The 18,353-nt window shown below is 48.9% G+C and carries 22 protein-coding genes, 1 tRNA gene and 1 pseudogene; 12 read left to right on the top strand and 12 right to left on the bottom strand.

From position 1 onward, the window contains the following. Window positions 1–185: 185 nt before the first annotated feature. Window positions 186–2,504, top strand: a complete 2,319-nt coding sequence (locus HAV38_RS05770) for a site-specific recombinase (RefSeq protein ID WP_168053214.1) — start codon at window positions 186–188, stop codon at window positions 2,502–2,504. 307 nt (window positions 2,505–2,811) lie between these two features. Here HAV38_RS05770 and HAV38_RS22080 read toward each other — a convergent pair whose 3' ends face one another. The 3 genes from HAV38_RS22080 to HAV38_RS05760 all read right to left on the bottom strand — a co-directional run bounded on the left by HAV38_RS22080 (window position 2,812) and on the right by HAV38_RS05760 (window position 3,505). Beyond that, window positions 2,812–2,982, bottom strand: coding sequence for a flavin reductase family protein (locus HAV38_RS22080; RefSeq protein ID WP_209216620.1), 171 nt, complete (start codon window positions 2,980–2,982; stop codon window positions 2,812–2,814). 7 nt (window positions 2,983–2,989) lie between these two features. Then, a complete protein-coding gene (locus HAV38_RS22385; protein WP_209216618.1) occupies window positions 2,990–3,085 on the bottom strand; it encodes a flavin reductase family protein in 96 nt (31 codons plus the stop codon). Between the two features lie 90 nt (window positions 3,086–3,175). After that, window positions 3,176–3,505: a helix-turn-helix domain-containing protein gene (locus tag HAV38_RS05760; RefSeq protein ID WP_168053212.1), complete on the bottom strand. Its 330-nt coding sequence runs from the start codon at window positions 3,503–3,505 to the stop codon at window positions 3,176–3,178. Window positions 3,506–4,462: 957 nt separating this feature from the next. Between HAV38_RS05760 and HAV38_RS05755 the strand changes: the two genes are divergently transcribed. The 6 genes from HAV38_RS05755 (at window position 4,463) to HAV38_RS05730 (ending at window position 7,583) form a co-directional block, all read left to right on the top strand. Continuing rightward, window positions 4,463–4,732: a BrnT family toxin gene (locus tag HAV38_RS05755; RefSeq protein WP_168053210.1), complete on the top strand. Its 270-nt coding sequence runs from the start codon at window positions 4,463–4,465 to the stop codon at window positions 4,730–4,732. Next, on the top strand, window positions 4,716–5,066 hold the full coding sequence (locus HAV38_RS05750) for a BrnA antitoxin family protein (RefSeq protein WP_168053208.1): 351 nt from the start codon (window positions 4,716–4,718) through the stop codon (window positions 5,064–5,066). Before HAV38_RS05755 ends, HAV38_RS05750 begins: the two co-directional genes overlap by 17 nt. A 238-nt stretch (window positions 5,067–5,304) precedes the next feature. Next, a complete protein-coding gene (locus HAV38_RS05745) occupies window positions 5,305–5,493 on the top strand; it encodes a type II toxin-antitoxin system MqsA family antitoxin (protein WP_168053206.1) in 189 nt (62 codons plus the stop codon). 211 nt (window positions 5,494–5,704) lie between these two features. Continuing rightward, the gene (locus HAV38_RS05740) at window positions 5,705–6,526 is read left to right on the top strand and encodes a TIR domain-containing protein (protein WP_168053204.1); all 822 of its coding nucleotides are present in this window, start codon (window positions 5,705–5,707) and stop codon (window positions 6,524–6,526) included. Window positions 6,527–6,725: 199 nt separating this feature from the next. Beyond that, a complete protein-coding gene (locus HAV38_RS05735) occupies window positions 6,726–7,142 on the top strand; it encodes a MarR family winged helix-turn-helix transcriptional regulator (RefSeq protein WP_168053202.1) in 417 nt (138 codons plus the stop codon). 51 nt (window positions 7,143–7,193) lie between these two features. Then, entirely contained in the window at window positions 7,194–7,583 is a 390-nt protein-coding gene (locus HAV38_RS05730) for a tautomerase family protein (RefSeq protein WP_168053200.1), read from the top strand. 195 nt (window positions 7,584–7,778) lie between these two features. On the opposite strand, the pseudogene HAV38_RS05725 reads toward HAV38_RS05730, so the two are convergent. Beyond that, window positions 7,779–8,536, bottom strand: a pseudogene (locus tag HAV38_RS05725) (DNA adenine methylase). 451 nt (window positions 8,537–8,987) lie between these two features. On the opposite strand from HAV38_RS05725, the gene HAV38_RS05720 reads away from it, so the two are divergent. From HAV38_RS05720 to HAV38_RS05705, 4 genes are read left to right on the top strand one after another with little or no spacing between them, the layout of a single operon-like run. Then, window positions 8,988–9,218, top strand: a complete 231-nt coding sequence (locus HAV38_RS05720; protein WP_168053198.1) for a hypothetical protein — start codon at window positions 8,988–8,990, stop codon at window positions 9,216–9,218. Further along, a complete protein-coding gene (locus tag HAV38_RS05715; RefSeq protein ID WP_168053196.1) occupies window positions 9,209–9,421 on the top strand; it encodes a hypothetical protein in 213 nt (70 codons plus the stop codon). Before HAV38_RS05720 ends, HAV38_RS05715 begins: the two co-directional genes overlap by 10 nt. A gap of 33 nt (window positions 9,422–9,454) precedes the next feature. Then, window positions 9,455–9,706 (top strand): DUF4224 domain-containing protein, encoded by a 252-nt coding sequence (locus HAV38_RS05710; protein WP_168053194.1) that lies wholly within the window; start codon window positions 9,455–9,457, stop codon window positions 9,704–9,706. Between the two features lie 9 nt (window positions 9,707–9,715). Next, window positions 9,716–10,783 (top strand): tyrosine-type recombinase/integrase, encoded by a 1,068-nt coding sequence (locus HAV38_RS05705; RefSeq protein ID WP_168053192.1) that lies wholly within the window; start codon window positions 9,716–9,718, stop codon window positions 10,781–10,783. A 32-nt stretch (window positions 10,784–10,815) separates the two neighbouring features. On the opposite strand, the gene HAV38_RS22250 is transcribed toward HAV38_RS05705, so the two are convergent. The 8 genes from HAV38_RS22250 to HAV38_RS05670 form a co-directional block, all read right to left on the bottom strand. Next, entirely contained in the window at window positions 10,816–11,046 is a 231-nt protein-coding gene (locus HAV38_RS22250; RefSeq protein WP_245182209.1) for a hypothetical protein, read from the bottom strand. 247 nt (window positions 11,047–11,293) lie between these two features. Beyond that, window positions 11,294–11,575: a BrnA antitoxin family protein gene (locus tag HAV38_RS05700; RefSeq protein ID WP_245182208.1), complete on the bottom strand. Its 282-nt coding sequence runs from the start codon at window positions 11,573–11,575 to the stop codon at window positions 11,294–11,296. Between the two features lie 530 nt (window positions 11,576–12,105). Continuing rightward, window positions 12,106–12,195 (bottom strand) — tRNA-Ser (locus HAV38_RS05695). A 111-nt stretch (window positions 12,196–12,306) separates the two neighbouring features. Further along, window positions 12,307–13,578 carry a radical SAM family heme chaperone HemW gene (gene hemW / locus HAV38_RS05690; protein WP_168053190.1) on the bottom strand — a complete coding sequence of 424 codons (1,272 nt, stop codon included), beginning with the start codon at window positions 13,576–13,578 and terminating at the stop codon, window positions 12,307–12,309. Next, window positions 13,575–14,159: an RdgB/HAM1 family non-canonical purine NTP pyrophosphatase gene (gene rdgB / locus HAV38_RS05685; protein WP_168053188.1), complete on the bottom strand. Its 585-nt coding sequence runs from the start codon at window positions 14,157–14,159 to the stop codon at window positions 13,575–13,577. The genes hemW and rdgB overlap by 4 nt, the downstream gene beginning before the upstream one ends. Before the next feature lie 100 nt (window positions 14,160–14,259). Further along, window positions 14,260–15,006: a ribonuclease PH gene (rph, locus tag HAV38_RS05680; protein WP_168053186.1), complete on the bottom strand. Its 747-nt coding sequence runs from the start codon at window positions 15,004–15,006 to the stop codon at window positions 14,260–14,262. Further along, entirely contained in the window at window positions 14,927–15,835 is a 909-nt protein-coding gene (locus tag HAV38_RS05675) for a PP2C family protein-serine/threonine phosphatase (RefSeq protein WP_311734801.1), read from the bottom strand. The genes rph and HAV38_RS05675 overlap by 80 nt, the downstream gene beginning before the upstream one ends. A 283-nt stretch (window positions 15,836–16,118) precedes the next feature. Beyond that, entirely contained in the window at window positions 16,119–17,141 is a 1,023-nt protein-coding gene (locus tag HAV38_RS05670) for a serine/threonine protein kinase (RefSeq protein WP_168053184.1), read from the bottom strand. A 104-nt stretch (window positions 17,142–17,245) separates the two neighbouring features. On the opposite strand from HAV38_RS05670, the gene HAV38_RS05665 reads away from it, so the two are divergent. Next, the gene (locus tag HAV38_RS05665) at window positions 17,246–18,181 is read left to right on the top strand and encodes a YicC family protein (RefSeq protein ID WP_245182207.1); all 936 of its coding nucleotides are present in this window, start codon (window positions 17,246–17,248) and stop codon (window positions 18,179–18,181) included. Window positions 18,182–18,353 lie beyond the last annotated feature (172 nt).

The following is an 18,353-nucleotide window of genomic DNA, read 5'->3' as shown; positions in this document are numbered from 1 at the left end:
TCATTTCAAAAATACCTTACAGAAATAAAGTCCGGAAACCGCGAGACATTGCACTCCAGAAGTTTGCTCCAAAGTATTATTTATAAATTCTTTTTGCATAATCTGTCACCTAATTTGCAGCTTCACAACATAAAAATCATCAATCAAACGTATACTATAGACTTTGCAATTAGGAAACATTCTGTATGTTGACCTCGATCAAACTGATTGAAGCTGATCCATTTTCCGATAACGTCGATTACCTGTCCACATTGGTCAAGACGTTGCGACCACCGGAACCAGACGATCACCTGACGGCCACGCAAAACGTACGTGCGCTGCTGGACCTGTTACGCAACGATCCCGCAAGTGCCAGTGCACTACGGCATTACTTATTGCACCTGTATGCGAGTCGACGTCAGACAAGTTTGTATACCGATATCGGCATTCTTCCCAACGCAGGATTTTTCACCGAACTTTTCCAGCGGATGTCGTATCGCGTTTTGCCGCCCGCGCTCGATGAGGCTTATCTGCGTGATTGCCTGGACCGGGTGCTACCCGCCGAGACCGATTATAGGTGGATCAACGCGATTCCGACTGAGGACTGGCTTGGTCTGATTGAAATCCTCTATGACGCCGCCCCAAACACCGCCGACAATATTAACCATGGCATCGTCGATTTGGCTAGTACAAAAGCGGATAGTGCAACGGCAAAAGAAGCCCCGCAGGTCACAAATGTTGTCCGCGATCTCCGGGATCGTCGCAAAACGATTACAGAATTATTGGAGGCAATGCAAACCTTGTCGTATCGTATTAGCGCAATGGGACTGGAGCCATCGTTAATCCGTTTGTATCCGGAGATGGAAGATATGGAATCGCCATTCTTGATGCAGAACGTAGAGTTTCACCGCTATCTTGCGGGGTATCGGCGGTATCTTGAAGGCGAAGTTACGATCGCGAATGTCAATGGCGCGACAGCCGAATATGGCAATGATGCGCAGAGCAAAGCCGATACAACGCCGACCAGGCAGCAAAGCGCCGCAGCGCTTATTCAGGACGCCAAACATTTACAGGTGATGTTGGATCAATGCAGCGATGTAGTGATCAAAATACGCAAGAATGCGTTGAAAAAAGGCACCAGCGTTGCCCTAACCTATTTAGTCGTGCGTCTGGACCAAAGTATCATTCGACTACGTAAACTGTTAATGCTGGCCGACGTGGAGGATGTAGTCATCGCTTCGGAGAACGGCCAAAAAATTGATCAAGAGGCAGAGGCCCCTTCTACGTGCAGCAATACGGAAAAATTGACCGCGAACGTCCCCAGCAACCTTTCAGTCTCTCCCGAGCAAATTGCAAAGCGTAACGCTGCGATCACGTTGGCCCGGGAACTAATAGAAGCGCATAACCGAAAATATGCAATTCGTGAGTTATTTGCCAGTAACATTAATTTATTGGCGCGAAACATTACAGAGAATGCCAGCCGAACCGGCGAACATTACATCGCAGAGAGTCGCAGCGAGTTCAGCGCGATGTTTCGTTCTGCCGCTGGTGCTGGGGTGATCATCGGCTTTATGGCGATGATGAAAATCCTATACTCGTATTTACGCGCTGCGCCGCTGGTAGAAGCATTTTTGTTCAGCATGAATTACTCCACCGGTTTTATGTTGATTCACGTGCTGCACTTCACGGTGGCGACCAAACAACCCGCGATGACCGCATCAAGGATCGCAGCAGGCTTGCACAGCAAGGATAACCGGAACATTGATATCGACAGTCTTGTCGACTTGATAGTCAAAGTATTTCGTACGCAGTTCATTGCGGTGACCGGCAATCTCGTTGTGGTCTTCCCCGTGGCGTATGTCATCGGTGTGACCTGGTTGCATATGTTTGGTCACCATCTGGTAACGCCTGACAAGGCGCAACATCTGCTGCATGACCTCGATCCCCTGCATAGTCTCGCCCTCTTCCATGCAGCAATCGCTGGCGGCTGCCTTTTTATAGCGGGTCTGATCTCCGGCTATTATGATAATAGTGCGCTGTACACGCACATGGCAAAGCGCATTGAACGTGTAAGATGGTTGCGCAAGTTAATAGGACAGGAACGACTGCAAAAGGTAGCGGAATACCTGGAGAGCAATCTGGGCGGTTTGATGGGTAACTTCTATTTTGGCATTTTGCTGGGTACGATTGGTACTGTCGGATTTATGGTGGGGCTGCCGATTGATATCCGGCACATCACCTTTTCTGCGGCAAACTTTGCCATCGCTTTAGTCGGCCTCGATAATAATATGGGATGGCAGACGGCGGTCCGTTCGGTGCTCGGCATTTTAGCCATCGGGACAATTAATCTATGGGTCAGTTTTTCATTAGCGTTATTTGTCGCTTTGCGTTCGCGCCAAGTACACTTTCGCCAAGGTTTGCCATTAGCGAAAGCGATACTATCGCGCTTTTGTCGGCGGCCAATAGACTTTTTCATTCCGCATAAGGATGTCGCGCCTGAAGCTGAAAGTAATTCGGTAGCGTGATTGTTCCACGGGAAGCGGCATGCAACGCACCGGTCCTGACCGATTACAGTTCCGTGCAAAAAGTAAGTAAGTATTGTTGACTGTCCTGTTTGCGATGAAGCCCAGCGCTTCGATGAAAACAAATGTGAGTGGTTACGCGACAGTCACTATCATCTGGATTGCATGTAAATTAAGCTGTTCACATTTTTGGTCGGTCAGTAGGATTTGCTGTCGATTAAAACCGATTTCCCTGCAGTTAAGCGTAGCGGCTCGGGTTTCCTTGCGAACTGCCTTAATCACCAGGGCAAGTAACTTGAAGTTTAACGCATCAATTTTTGCCGGAACAAGTTCCGCCACCGGCGAACTTGTCAGCACCCGTCGTCGCAAAACGCATTGCGAGTTGTTCATAATCCTGACTAAGAATATTGACCGTAAAGCGGCCCGACGGCGTAAATGTCTGGAAGCACTCTGCTTTGTTAGCAAGACAGACCAAGATCATCGGTGGATTACAGCGACGAAAACGCGGTCGCTGTGAATCCCCGCGATTGTCCATCTGTATCAAGCGTAGTAACGATCGTCACGCCTCTTGGAAACGAGCTCATCGCTTTTCGAAAGAGCGCCTTGATAGCATCCAACCGTTATCATTCCCCGTTGTCGGACGCTGCAAATAGACAAACAGTGGCTTAGAAGTATTAAATATCATCGTCACTTCTTCGCTCTAGCCGACTGAGCTTTACTCTATGCTGAGGAATATCGGCCCATAACGATGGTGTCAGCGGCGGTGTTGCTTCGTCAGCTACACCTAAAATAAGCAGCGCAGTGAGGTACGCACCCGCACCCGTGCCCGGATCGCCTTTTTCAAGACGACGCAAGGTCGCCTCTGAAATACTCATACGACCGCAAAGGTCGGCCGCCGTGATGCGTTGGCGCAAGCGTTGCGTATGAACGCACCGCCCCCACGTGATCAGACGTTCATGCACCAGCGTGGGTAACGTATCAATGTTCAAGAATTTTTTAGGCATCAGAAGACCCTCATAGAAAGCAGCTTATACTTCAAATACAACTTTTATAAGGGGATAATGAGCGATTACCTCGTCATAGATAGACAATAATTTATCATAAAGCTTTATCTATAAGGGCTTATTTCAAAGAAACACTAATTTGCTGAAATAATAATGACTGGACTCAGGTCATTATTGAGCATAAAGAGGTAAAGAGCGTAACTTGGCGCTAACCGAGGCATTGGTCAGAGCACTTAAGCGCTGCTGTTCAAAATCAAGCGCCGTCACTTCGTAAGTGTTAGGGTCAATGGCGATTCCACCCAGACAGTTCGACTTTCGCGATATCCGCCCTAAGCGAGATCTGAAATAGAAGATATTCCAGGGGGAAGCCACTTGCTTGGGCACAAGGAGCAAGAAATTACTAAAAAGGTTTATCGCTGCGTTGGTGAAACTGTGAAGCCAACTAGATAGCCGATAAGCAACTATTTAAAATTTCCACGAAATTAAAGCGCTTTAAAAATTTTTCGTTTTGCTTCGTCATGCTGCCTAAATAATAGGCAAAATCAGCGGGAGTTGCGGAAGTGGTCTAATAGTTGCGGAAGTGATTGCCTTAAAAGTATCAAATACATAATTAAGCAATCAAACCCCCAAAACAAAAAAGCCCTGAATAATCAGGGCTTTATGCTTAAAACTGGCGGAAGCGGTGAGATTCGAACTCACGAACGGGATAAACCGTCGCTAGTTTTCACGTCTACTGTCTAAGTCAATAAACTCAAAGAGTTACGCCCCTTTCCGTTCCGCAACCCCTCTAAATCGATAGCTCGCAGAGCCAATGCTGGCGCGGGGCTGGTTTTAGTTGCGGAACTGATTTCGAAAGAAAATACCCTTCTAATAAAGCGCGAATATATATTACCTACGTTATTTTTTGTCGCCACAATAATGTTGACTGGCATAATTTGTGTGAGTACAATAAATAATATGGAAATAAGCTTCGACCCCGACAAAAGTGAACGCAACGAAATTGAGCGCGGTTTATCATTTACTCTTGTTGAGGAAATGGACTGGACGGCGATAATTATCGAAGAAGATATCCGCAAAGAATATGGTGAACGCCGTTACGAAGTGTTAGGAATGATCGAAGATCGACTACACGTTGTAGTGTTCACACCACGCGGTGATCGAATACATGTCATCAGTCTACGCAAAGCAAATTTGAGAGAGGTGAAACGATATGACGAAAATACTTAAAACACGCTCCGGGCGCGAGATAATTCTGCCCACACCAGAAGAAGATGCAGCTATTAATGCGGACATTCTTGCCGATCCCGATGGTCATGAATGGACAGATGAGGATTTCGCACGTGCACGTCCTGCCAGCGAGGTTTTACCTAAAATATTTGGTGAAAAAACTGCCCAAGAAATGCTCAAGCCACGCGGTCGACCTCGCGCAGAACATCCTAAAGAGCGTATCAACATCCGCCTTTCACATGAAGTCGTAGAGCACTTTAAGTCTGAAGGTCAAGGGTGGCAGACGCGTATCGACTCCGCGCTACGTCAGTTCATTTCCGAACATTCCAAATAGTTTTTATGAATAAATTGAAAGGCGTCACTTCACACCACGAACGAGAAATCGCTGAACTGAGCGCTTATCCTAAATTGGCTGTGGAATATTAAAAGCTGCACGGGAATCGCTCGACAATCCCGAGAATCGTGCTGCTGGCTTAATCGCGCTTCGTACAGTCGCTGAAGCCTATGACGGACTTGCCCCAGTTGCTACTGAATTTGGCATCGGCCCCGAGTCCTAGTAAGGAGCTATGAATATGAAATGCCCATCGTGCGCAGCAGCGGAGATGGTTCATGACACCCGCGATCTGCCGTACACTTCCAAAGGTAAAACTACCACCCCTCCCTTGGTGTCAGGTGATTATTGCCCGACCTGCGATGAATCCATTTTAGGTATGGATGAATCCCGGCGCACCATGCAACTGATGCTGGCTTTTAACAAGTAAATCAATGCCCCATATCGTTGCCTCTGGGCTTTATCTGTGTACGACAACTAACGGCCAGAAGCGGTAATCCAAATGATTACGATCATGACGAGACATTAATTTCGACTTTTTGCGGATTATTATCAGATATACATCCAGACAAGCTTGATAAACTTGGTAGTACACTGTCAACAATCTGAACAATAAACAAGCGCCCAGCGAGCAATCAGTCATGAGCATAGAATTCCTTCGCACACCTTTTGAAAAAGCCAACTACTTGGCCACTCTGCTTTCCTCTCACGCGAGCGGCGGCAATGCCAATAAGAACGAATACAGCGCCCTTCGGCAAGAACTTTTGTCCATGCCCGATATCGAGCACCTTGTACCGTCATTTGTTCGGCAAAATCGGGACTTGACGTCCTTTTGGCACTTCATCCAACCCAAATTCAAGATTTACAAGGAACGCCGCGCCTACATTTCAGAACAGTTCACCCCCTTACTAGATTTTTTGGAATTCGGCCAGCAGACGGGGAATTCTGAGCCGAAGTCGGTTCCCAAGCCCGTCTCAAACATGCCAAAAGTTTTTGCAGGAGGTGATGCAATCGAACCGGTCGCGCGGAACAAGCGGAAAGTGTTCATCGTGCATGGTCGCGACAACGAAGCGAAGCAGGAAGTAGCGCGCTTTCTTTCGGACCTCGGACTTGAGCCAATCATTCTGCACGAGCAGGCCAGCTCAGGCATGACGATTATTGAAAAAATTGAGCGATATACCAACGATTCGGACTTCGCACTTGTCCTTTATACCCCATGCGACCATGGACGCGGTGCGCACGAAACGAATGTTGCTGCCCGCAGCCGTGCTCGACAGAACGTGGTCTTTGAACACGGATATTTGATGGCCAAACTTGGTCGCGAAAATGTCTGTGCACTGGTGAAGGGCGACATAGAAACGCCCAACGACATCAGCGGGGTTGTCTACGTTCCACTCGATGGCTTCGGTGGCTGGAAGAGCGAGGTGGCGAAAGAATTGAAGGCCTGCGGCTACGTTATATAGGGCGTGCTTTAGGGTCGCGGCAGTTCACCAATAATGTCAATCGCACCGGATCGAAGGACGGCTATGGGTCGAACTCGGTCTTTCGATAATGGCTTAATTCGTCCAAATCTGACCGGTAACAGGACATCTTTAACGTAAAAGTTCGCCTCAATGTACTTTATTAGTTGCATAGCAAATTACTTAGGCGTAATATAAACATATGTTTGATAACTGCCTATATTTCAATACCACTGCACTTGCCCGCGCGCTCGAACGCGAATGGGCCAAGGCGTTCGGACCATTTTTTTTAACACCATCGCAAGCATTCATGCTGCGGGTCGTGTTAAAAAAACCATCGTTATTACAAAGCGAATTGGCGAAAGAAATGGCTATTTCCCGTTCAACCGCGACTCGCGCACTGGATGGTTTGCAAAAGATGGGTCTGGTAGAGCGACGTCGAACAGAGTCGGACGGTCGTGAATATGCAATTCATCCGACTGCACAGGCTCAAGCCATGAAGGAAAGTCTGAATGCGGCAAGTGCAGTAGTTACAAAGCGTTTGAAAGACGAGTTGGGACAGCGACAATTTGAAGAAACAGTTCTGCAAGTAAAAAGTATTCGTACGACTCTGATGTAAATTTTTTTTAACCATATAGTTGCATAGCTAACTAACTGAAAGGAAATCTAAATGCCCATTCTTAACGTAAAAGTAAGCGCAATAAAATCACAGACTTTAACCAGTGAAATATCTACGCTTTTGCTTGATCTCACTACACGTATTCTTAAAAAGAAAAGGGAGGTAACGTCAATTGCAATCGATTATGTAAATCCTGAGGACTGGATTGTTGGCGGCATCTCACTTAAAGAGCTTGCGAAAAATACCTTTTACTTAAACATCACGATTACGGACGAAACCAATACTAAAGATGAAAAGGCACTTTACATCAAAGAAGTTTTCGACGGATTCGCGAATATACTCGGAGATATCCATGAGGAAAGTTACATTTATGTTCAGGATGTGAAAGCCGCATCATATGGATATGGCGGGTACACTCAAGAGTATCGCTATCATCATTAAAACGCATGGTGCGGCTGTAAGCCAGTCAGGTAACGACGCTTGTTTTCCGTCACACGACTGGCTGCTCAGGATCGAAAGCAGGCGACAATTTCTAAATTATAATTAGCCGCCTTCGTTATATTTCAGCTATACGGCTTAACGTCTTATACTATCGTTGATAGTCTAAAACAATCCTGCAGGCTCCGATTCGCGATCCTAGCTATAAATAATCAACTCAATCCTCGCCGCTGCCTTCCCTCCTCCCCCAACCATGTAATCAATCCCCACCTCCTCCATCTGAAATTCACCAAATATCGCCCGAATATCCGGATGGTCATTGATGCTTAAAATTGCCTTGCCCTTGATCGTCCGCATCAACTCCGCCATGCGCACATACTGTTCAATTCCGAAATCCACGCCGTAGCCAGCGGTCTGCCAATAGGGAGGGTCCATGTAGAAAAAAGTATGTGGCCGGTCATATTTGGTAATACACGCCGCCCAGTCAATTTTTTCTATGTACGTACTGGACAGCCGCAAGTGCGCTGCGGAGAGATTTTCTTCTATGCGTAACAAATTCAGCGGTGGTGCGGTGGTCGCTGTTCCCCAGGACTGTGACCATCGACCTTGCCGCCGAAGCAGTGCTGTTGCAGGTAAAAGAAGCGTGCTGCGCGCTGGATATCGGTCAGGGTTTCTGGCGGCGTGTCCTGCAGCCATTTGAATACCGCCCTGCTCGATAGCGCGTATTTAAACTGTCGTACGAACTCTTCCAGATGATTCTGGACGACGCGGTACAGATTAATCAGCTCGCCGTTGACATCATTGATGACCTCGACGTCGGCTGGCGGTCGCAAAAAATATAATGCTGCGCCACCTGCAAACACTTCGACGTAACAAGTATGTGCAGGGAAGCGCGGGATGAGAATATCGGCAAGGCGGCGTTTGCCACCGAGCCACGGGATGATAGGAGTTGCCATAGGGAACCTTTGGTTGTGCTAAGATGCGCCCGCCTCGCGAGGTCGCAGAGCCTTGGCTTGGTTCACTGGCCTGTTCAGTGGATTGAGGCCCAATCAGTTGTTAGTGCAACTGGTCGGGCGCTCTGTGTTTTATTGCTGAGTGATGTTCATCTTGGATTGCAGCTGGCAATCTGTTTCTATTCGGTCCTGATACGGATCCAGAGACTGCAGCGGGGCTGGGATATATTCGTCCCGCTGGATCAGCAAAGAACGATCTTTCTATCGCGAGTGTGTATGCCTGTGAAATTCCAAAGCAGAAGGCGAATCTCGGATTTATCATTCAGGCTTGCAATGCACATGATAGTTTGGTCGCAGCTTTGATGATGGCGCAACGTTGCCTTAAATCGGTAGAGCACGAAGACGCCCCCTGCATGGATCGCATCAACACCGCCCTGCTGCAAGCAGGTAAGTCATGACCATCCTGCAAAACATTCTCGGCGCATTCGCAGCCATCCTGTTCATTAGCATTGCAGGTGCCATGACCACCAACGGCGAGGACAACACGGCACTGACATCGGAAGAAATTGCAGCCGAAGTGGATGCGCAATCTGGTCGATGCTGCAAACCAGAACAGTCCAGAGCAGAGATATTTCCCCAGACACATTGGGTTAACGACATCCGATCACACTCGCCATGCTGCTGACAAACGTGACAATGACCGTCGGTGAAAAACTATTTGAATTTTCTAGTGTCGATGATTGGCATGAAACCGTCCGCGAAAAATTTACCGAACATCAGGTCAACTGGGACGTTGTGACTTGTGTGAGCGCCAGCGGCCATGTTTGCACTACTGCGCAAGAACTCTATGCCGCAGACTTCCCCGTCAAGGTTTATCACAATCCTTAGGAGCATCAACATGCGCAAAGAAAATGGGAATTCATGACAGCATTCTTTGAAATGCCGATCAGCACCGAAACCTTAGAGCCGGATGAGACCGCGACAATCACCGGTTGCAAGGCGCGACGCGATCAAATCGACTGGCTCTCCAAAAATGGTTGGACCAGTCATGCAAACAAAGCTGGCAATCCCATCGTAGGACGTTTGTATGCTCGGCTTAAGTTGAGCGGCATCAATCCGGCAACTCTAGGATCGGCTACCGGGTGGGTACCAGACTTATCGAAAATACGGTGACGCTGACATATGCGACCTAAATCAACATCGCGGGATTTGCCACCGAATATGCTACGGCGTACCCGTATCCGAAAAAGCGGTTTGAAGTGGATACGATATTATTACAATGGCCGTGATGAAAATGGCAAACGCAAAGAAATTCTTCTCGGGTCCGATCTTACTGAGGCTAAGCGAAAATGGGCGGAACTTGATTGCCCACCCATTCCGGTAGATACCAGTTTGTGCAGATATATTTTCAATCGATATGAGCGCGATATCATCTCTCAAAAAGCTGTCGGCACACAGAAGGAAAACGGCTGGTCGCTTAAGCAATTGCGGATAACGTTTAACGATGCTCCGATCAGTTCCATCACGCCGCACCATATCGCCCATTACCGGGACGCTCGCACCGCCAAAGTCCGCGCCAACCGAGAGCTTTCGCTTTTGTCTAATATCTACAACATGGCGCGCGAATGGGGCTTCACCGAAAAAGAGAATCCATGCAGAGGCGTGCGGAAGAACAAGGAACACCCACGCGATTTTTATGCAGATGCGCCGGTATGGGATGCGGTTTATAACGCCGCTTGCGAAGAGTTACGCGATGCGATGGATATCGCGTATCTGACGGGCCAGCGCAACGCTGACACGCTAAAAATGATGCATGCTCACGTCAAAAACGGCGCATTGGAAGTCAGGCAAGGCAAAACTAAAAAAATCCTCCGCATTGTCCTGGACGATCAAGATATTCGCTCTGAACTTGGTATGACAATCGACAAAATTCTTGCGCGTAAAGGGAAAGTTAAAAGCGTGTACCTGGTAGCTAACAAGGCCGGACAGCCGCTGAATAAGGGAACGCTGCGCACAAGATTCGATAACGCTCGGATCGCGGCGATCAAGCAGGTCATAGCTGAGAAAAATGGCGACTTCCAAGAGTTGGCAATCCGGATTAAACAATTTCAGTTTCGTGATATCCGTCCAAAAGCGGCATTGGAGATAGCGGATATTGGCGCGGCTAGTCGGTTACTGGGGCATACCGAGCAAGAAATCACCAAAAAGGTTTATCGACGTGTGGGGGAGAACGTTAAGCCGACTCGGTAATTAATTTTTCATCGGCCAACTATTCTTTGCCATCATGGCCAGGTCAAGTCCAAACCAAGCGTTCTGCTCAGGACGAAGGTGACGAACCCCACGCTAAGGAGCGATAGTACGAAGACTGCGGCTACCTTGCCGCCCGCGCGTAGCACCGCGCGCATGTCCCTCTCCTTCGTCCCTTTATCGTAATGCCATTTGATGGCGAAGAACATGCCCGTGCCTAACACAAGAACCTTGAACGTAACGAGGACTATAGGGATCCAATCCATGATTTTAAGTATTTCCTAATTTTTATTTGACACTATCTATTGTGAGGAGCACTACCTCAAAACGCTGCTTCAGCCGCTTAATTTTTGAGCAAAGGGCAAATCATGACGAACGAGGTCGGAACTGAATCCGGTTATGTGTCTGGCGTAGGACCTGAGCATGAATAGCCTCGCAGCACAACGTCCGCTTTAGGGCGAGTGCGGTCATACAAAGACTACTTCCTCCCAACTTAAATTTCCCTACCCTTGTTTACACAACGCGATGCGTTGTTAGCCAATCTCGCAACGCATCGTTCATCTTGGTCTGCCATCCGTCGCCACCCTGCTTGAATGCCTGAATCACATCCGCATCAAACCGGACCGTCATCTGCACCTTGGTGCCGCCTCCCACCGGGCGACCGCGCATTGGACGCAATTGTTTAAATTCTGTCGGGGACATTTCATAGCTATCTGGATCGGCAGCGATTCCCGCATTGATCGCGGCGTTCTCTTCCGCAGTGGGCATAATCGTGCCCGATTTAAGTTTCGGCATAGCGTTTCACCTCTCGTTCGTTCGCCGTGCGAAGGCGATGATGCAGCGCACATCGTCACGATCTACAAAAACAGTACAGGTGCAAATCAATATAAGCATACCCAATCATGCGCTCCTCGCTGTATGAGTGTCGCGTGTCGGCGGTCACATACAACGTGTCCCATTCAATCAGCGCCGCCGCTGCCAAAGAAATGGCGTGCTTGATTTAGTTGCTATTGTCGTTGGCTTGGTCAAATGTAATCTCCATATGCATATAGTGTAACTACATTAATGGTGATTGTAGCAATAAAATCGTAACTACGTTTAATCGTCGCCACCCTTCCCTGCAGAAATCGGTGAGATTTTATACGGTGGGAATGATGGCTGTTTTTTTGACTTAAAAGCATCATTTTTAATCAAAAAATAGCAGGGGTTGCGGACGCATTGATTTAGTTGCGGACGTTTGTCTTAAAAGATGGCAAACACACATCTAGGCAATCAAACCCCCAAAACAAAAAAGCCCTGAATAATCAGGGCTTTATGTTTAAAACTGGCGGAAGCGGTGAGATTCGAACTCACGAACGGGATAAACCGTCGCTAGTTTTCAAGACTAGTGCCTTCAACCACTCGGCCACACTTCCAGAGAGGCGAATTATACATAAGTCGCACTGAAATGACGATACCTGTATGCAAAATTTTAAGTAATTATTGATTTTTTTGTTTCAGGTGCGGTTTACACCGCCCCAAAATGATCAATCTACCAAAAACATCTGTTGTAAATCGTTAAGAAAGCGCGCGCCCAAGGGGGTTGGCTTTATCAATTTATGATCCCGGTACAGCAAGCCTCTGGCTTCTGCTGCGTTGAGAGATTGCTCGATTGTATTCAAGGACATCCCGGTTCGCTCTGTGAAGAGATTTACCTCAAAACCGCCATTCAGACGCAACGCGTTGAGCATGAACTCAAATCCTAGCTCGTCTCTTTCAATTTCAAATTCGTCCTGCACCACGTTGCCGAGGCGCGTTTGCTCCAGATATGCTTTGGGCTGCTTATAACGCATTTGCCGGATCACACGATGGGGAAATGAAATCTTGGAATGCGCGCCCGCACCGATGCCAAGATAATCGCCAAATTGCCAATAGTTTAGATTGTGGCGTGCCTGCCGGCCCGGCTGGGCATACGCCGAGACTTCATAGTGCCCGTAGCCAGCCTCGGAAGTGAGGGCGGTGATCATGTCTTGCATTTCGGCGCTGGCATCATCATCAGGGAGCTGTGGCGGAAACTTGGCGAAGTAAGTGTTGGCCTCCAACGTCAAATGGTACATTGACAGATGCGGCGGTGCAAAGCCAAGAGCGGTCGTCACATCCTGGCGCGCCTGCTCCTGCGTTTGCCCGGGCAACGCGTACATTAAATCAAGGTTGAAATTTTCAAATGTGCTTTGCGCAATGTCTACCGCGCGGCGGGCTTCACCGTCGTCATGGATGCGGCCTAATGCTTTGAGATGATCGCCGTTAAAGCTTTGTATGCCGATGGATAAACGGTTTATTCCACTCGCCCGATACGATTTGAATTTCTCGACTTCAAAGGTGCCGGGATTCGCTTCCATGGTAATTTCAGCGGCGCCGTCTAACGGCAACAACGCCCGAATGTCTGACATCAAACGATCAAGCCCAGCCGCTGACATTAGACTGGGCGTTCCACCACCGATGAAAATGGAATACACCTTGCGTCCCCAAATCAGCGGGAGCGCGTTTTCAAGATCGGCGCGCAACGCATTGAGATATTCCTCTTCGGGAAAACCACCCTTCGCCTCGTGTGAATTAAAATCGCAATACGGGCATTTTTTGACGCACCATGGAAAATGGACATACAGCGATAACGGTGGCAACGCACTCAGATGCAGTGTGCCGGGCTTCAGATAAGCCAGTGCTGCGTGCGCGGCACCATCGAGTGTTTCCCCCTGTGTTTGGGTCGAAACATTGCGGGGTTTGTTTGGCTCGCTGCCAATCAGCTTTATAGGAATCATTGGAATTTTTTAATTAAACCACGTAACGCCTGACCGCGATGTGAGAGGGTATTTTTTTCGGCGGATGTTAGTTCAGCGGCGGTTTTTCCAAGTTCGGATAACAAAAAATGCGCATCATAGCCAAAGCCTGCCGCGCCGCGCGGGGTTGCAATGATTTCTCCGTGCCAACTGCCATCTGCGATAATTGGCTGTGGATCATCGGCGTGACGAACATATACGAGTACGCAATAATAATAAGCCGATTTGTCGTCATGCGCAGCGAGGTCTGCTATCAACTTGCGATTGTTTTCTGCATCGGATTTGGGTTCGCCAGCGTAACGCGCCGATAGAACACCGGGCGCGCCGTGCAATGCATTAACGCAAACGCCAGAATCATCAGCCAAAGCGGGCAAACCCGTAAAGCGGGCGGCATGGCGCGCCTTTGTTAGTGCATTTTCGACAAAAGTAAAATAAGGCTCATCCGCTTCAGGGACGTTAAATTCGCCTTGCGGATGCACGTCGAACCCCACTTGCGCGAGTAATTGCCCAAATTCTTTTAATTTTCCAGCGTTATTGGAGGCTAAAACTAGTGGACGTGACATAAATAGTGGCAAAAAGTAAAAGGGAGAAAGCGATGCGCTCGCACCGCTGAACGACATAGGTTACCAGAGAGCGATTTTGTGGGTTGAAGCCCTCGCCCTCTTATGCGGCCAAGCCCAACACTTCGCGCTGCATGGCGATTAACTGGCCGATACCGTTTTGCGCCAGATCCAGCAAGCTATTCAACGCTGAGCGATCAAATGCGACGCCCTCTGCTGTGCCTTGCACTTCAATGAAATGACCAGCATCGGTCATTACCACATTCATGTCGGTGTCGCAGCCGGAGTCTTCCAGATAATCCAGATCCAGTACCGGCGAGCCCTGAACCACGCCGACCGAAATTGCAGCAACAAAATTTTTCAGCGGCATCGCGGCGATCACTTTACTGTCAACCAGCGTAGAAAATGCGTCGTACGCCGCCACCATTGCACCGGTGATCGCCGCTGTCCGGGTTCCGCCATCGGCCTGAATGACATCGCAATCGAGATGCAAGGTTCGCTCGCCGAATGCTTCGAGATCGAATGCAGCGCGCAAAGAACGACCGATCAGCCGCTGTATCTCTTGCGTGCGACCTGATTGTTTGCCGCGTGCGGCTTCACGATCCATGCGGGTGTTAGTGGAACGCGGCAGCATGCCGTACTCCGCCGTTAACCAGCCCTGCCCCTTGCCTTTTAGAAAGCCAGGGACTTTATCGGACAGGCTTGCCGTGCAGATGACTTTGGTATCGCCAAATTCAATCAACACGGAGCCTTCAGCATGCTTGGTGTAATTACGGGTGAGGCGCACCGCGCGCAAGGCGTCTGCGGCACGGCCACTGGGACGAGAAATTATATTTGATGCAGAAAGCATTGTTATTCCTTGGTAATATTTTGGGAAACGAGGCTACTGATCGCTGCCGCAGATTGTTCCATAGCGCCCCGGATTTCTTCTGTCGCTTTGCAATCTCGGCATCATTTAGGATGTCGTTGGCGTGGGCTATTGAGGAGGAAGCATTTTCCGAGGACAGAATTGTCGTCGGCAAGCGAGCCTTTGGCAAGGCATCTGTCAATATTCCTGTTGAGGGCGTGTAAGTTGATTGTGCATCGGCATTGCCAGTGCCTTCCCACAACATCGCCAACGCGGTGACATTATCGCTTCTTTTACCGGCAATGCTGACGGCGCTGCGAATCAACGCTGGAATTACGTTAGAAATAATGTCATTTTGAAAAAATTTCACCAACTCATGGTCGGGTAACATGGACCATAACCCATCCGAGCAAAGTAGCATGACATCACCCGCTTGCAAGCTAACAGGCCGGGACAATTCAACCTTCGGTACTTGATCTGCTCCCAAGCAGTTGAACAACTTATTCCGATCGGGATGTGTGGCACGCTTTGCTGGGTCGGCTTTGCCCAGCGCAATCAGCATCTCGATACGCGAGTGATCCCGGGTGCGCTCGCGAATTCGGCCGCGCCGCATCCAATACAGGCGTGAGTCTCCGCAATGCGCCCAGGAAGCGCTGTTATGTTGAATCAGGCAGGCGACGACTGTGGTGCGCGGGGTCTCGGGTAAATTGTGCGCCTCGCAATAGTTATGAATTGCCATGTGCGCGGCGAGGAAGCTTTCTTTAAGAAACAGGTCCGGATTTTTGATATAAGGTTGCGCGGTTTTTTTGAATAACGTTCCGATGGTGTGCATGGTAATGCTGGCGGCGATTTCGCCGTGTAAGTGTCCCCCATGCCATCGGTTAATAACAGTAACAAAGCTTCACGCGTGAAGCTATATCCCATCCTGTCCTGATTGACCTTGCGTCCACCAATATTGCTTTCTTGATAAACTGAAAATCGCATGCGCGCTCGTTTGGTTGATAAGAGAAGCGCCGAAGCGCAGTGTGCAAACAGACGATCAAACAACTAATACCAAATGGGCGGTCTCCGACGGTAACCGGGGCGTCTGGGTTCAAGCCCCTTCGTTGCGACCATCATTGCGTATTTTCCTGAATAGTATCGCCTACAGCCGGTGCCGAACGGCGAAATTGCCGCAATTTTAAGGGGGAGAAGAATGTGGCGCGTAATTTGCGCCAAACCCGTTTCCAACTCCCTACTTTCTCTATCTGCGCTGGTGCCATGAGCGCCCGCTGCAATGCAAACACACTTTGCGGACGTTGCAATGGATCAATCATCAAGCTCCACCGAACCAATTGAATTAATTCGACGGAATATATATCGCTTAGAGTGCGGAAATGGCTTTCCATTTTATCGTCAATTTTGCGCTGATCCACTGGTTGCGGTGGTGCGCCGGCCATGCAGGCAAAGATGGACGCGCCGATACTATATATATCAGTCCAGGGGCCTAGATTGCCATTCTTCTCGTATAACTCGGCAGGCGCAAAACCGGGCGTGTACATGGGATATAACTTAGGAGAATCGGTACGTAACGTCTGACGGGCAGCACCAAAATCCAGCAAAATGGGCGTGCCGTCTGCGCGCAAATAGATATTCGCTGGCTTGATATCCAGATGAAGCAGCTTGTGTGTATGCACTTCGCGCAAGCCATTCATCACCTGACGAAACATTTCACGAATAAATTTTTCGGAAACCAGCGGCTTTTCGCCACGGTCCCGACGCCGCAAAATATGCTCCTGCAAAGAGCGCCCGGACTCATACGCCATCACCATATAAACGGTCTCATTTGCGCGAAAAAAATTCAGCACACTAACGACGTTGGGATGGGAAATATGGGCGAGTGCCCGCCCTTCCTCAAAAAAACATTTCAGACCAATCCGGAATATCGGTAAATTTTCTGGCGGAATTGCGGGCGCCAACTCACCCCACTGGCGCAAGGCCAGCGAACTCGGCAGATATTCTTTTATGGCGACGGCATTACCCTCCTCGTCATAAGCAAGATAGACAATACTGAACCCACCGGAAGCAATTTTCTTTACAATGCGATATCCAGCAAGCTTCAGTCCGTCAGGCAGTGGGGCATTGGTTTGTGCTGCCATACTATCCTTGTTCCTTGATTGGTTTAAGCCAGCAATTTGCTACTTGCCTGAGATTGTCTTGATAATTCGTAAAATTGTAAACAAGAATCAAAAAGGACCATATTTTGACTATCTGTAGCATGACCGGCTATGCCGTCAATACCGCTCAAAGCACCGCAGGCACCATCACCATTGAACTAAAAAGCGTCAACTCACGTTTTTTAGATTTGCAATTCCGTATTAACGACGACCTCAGAGCACTTGAGCCAGCGTTGCGGGAGGCGATTATGGCGCATATCAGTCGCGGTAAAGTCGAATGTCGTCTAAGTTTTGGACGCAAAGCGGGCAACGAGAACACGCAAGCACTCAATACCACCTTGTTGGCTTCTTTAGCCGAACTGCAAAATACAGTACAAAAGCAATTTGGTGAGGCAAGTCCACTTTCTGTTGGAGAATTGCTACGCTGGCCGGGCGTGATCGAGGAAATCGTAATTAGTCAGGACACGTTGCATGCTGACGTGCAGGCGACAATGGCAATTGCCCTCGCCGCTTTTGTTGACTCACGCGCCCGAGAAGGCGCTGCGCTAACGGCGACGCTCGTGGCGCGCATTGATGCGATGGAAATTATCGTTCAGCGCATCACGCCACTGGTTCCACTGGTTATCGCACAATTCCAGCAGAAAGCGATTGCACGCATGCAGGAGGCGTTAGGCTTTGCGCAACCGGATTCTGGCGCTAACGCGGGTCAGACAACGGCGCAGACTTCTGGTTTATCGCGGGATGAAGCAATGGACAGAATCCGGCAAGAGGTCACTCTTTACGGTATTCGCATTGATATCGCTGAAGAGTTGTCACGGCTAGGCGCACATTTAACCGAAACCCGGCATATTCTCAAAAAAGGTGGCCAGGTTGGCAAACGTCTTGATTTCATGATGCAGGAACTAAATCGTGAGGCGAACACGGTTGGCTCAAAAGCCGCGATCAAAGAGTTAGCAGACGCTTCTATGGAGTTGAAATTGTTGATTGATCAAATGCGGGAACAGGTACAAAATTTGGAGTAAGCGTTAAAACGTCGTCGCTTAAGGTAATTTAAGATGATGTATAACGCCCTACGCTGTCAGCCAGCGTTTAGCGCTGAATCACAGGCGCTTTAATGCTGTCATGTGCAATAAAGCCGCATCACAACTTGTGTATCACAACTTGTATATATGCTTGCGGGGTAAAGCGCAAAGG

The organism is Glaciimonas immobilis, assembly GCF_011947285.1.
GTDB lineage: Bacteria > Pseudomonadota > Gammaproteobacteria > Burkholderiales > Burkholderiaceae_D > Glaciimonas > Glaciimonas immobilis.
This window is presented reverse-complemented; position numbering and strand designations above follow the sequence as displayed.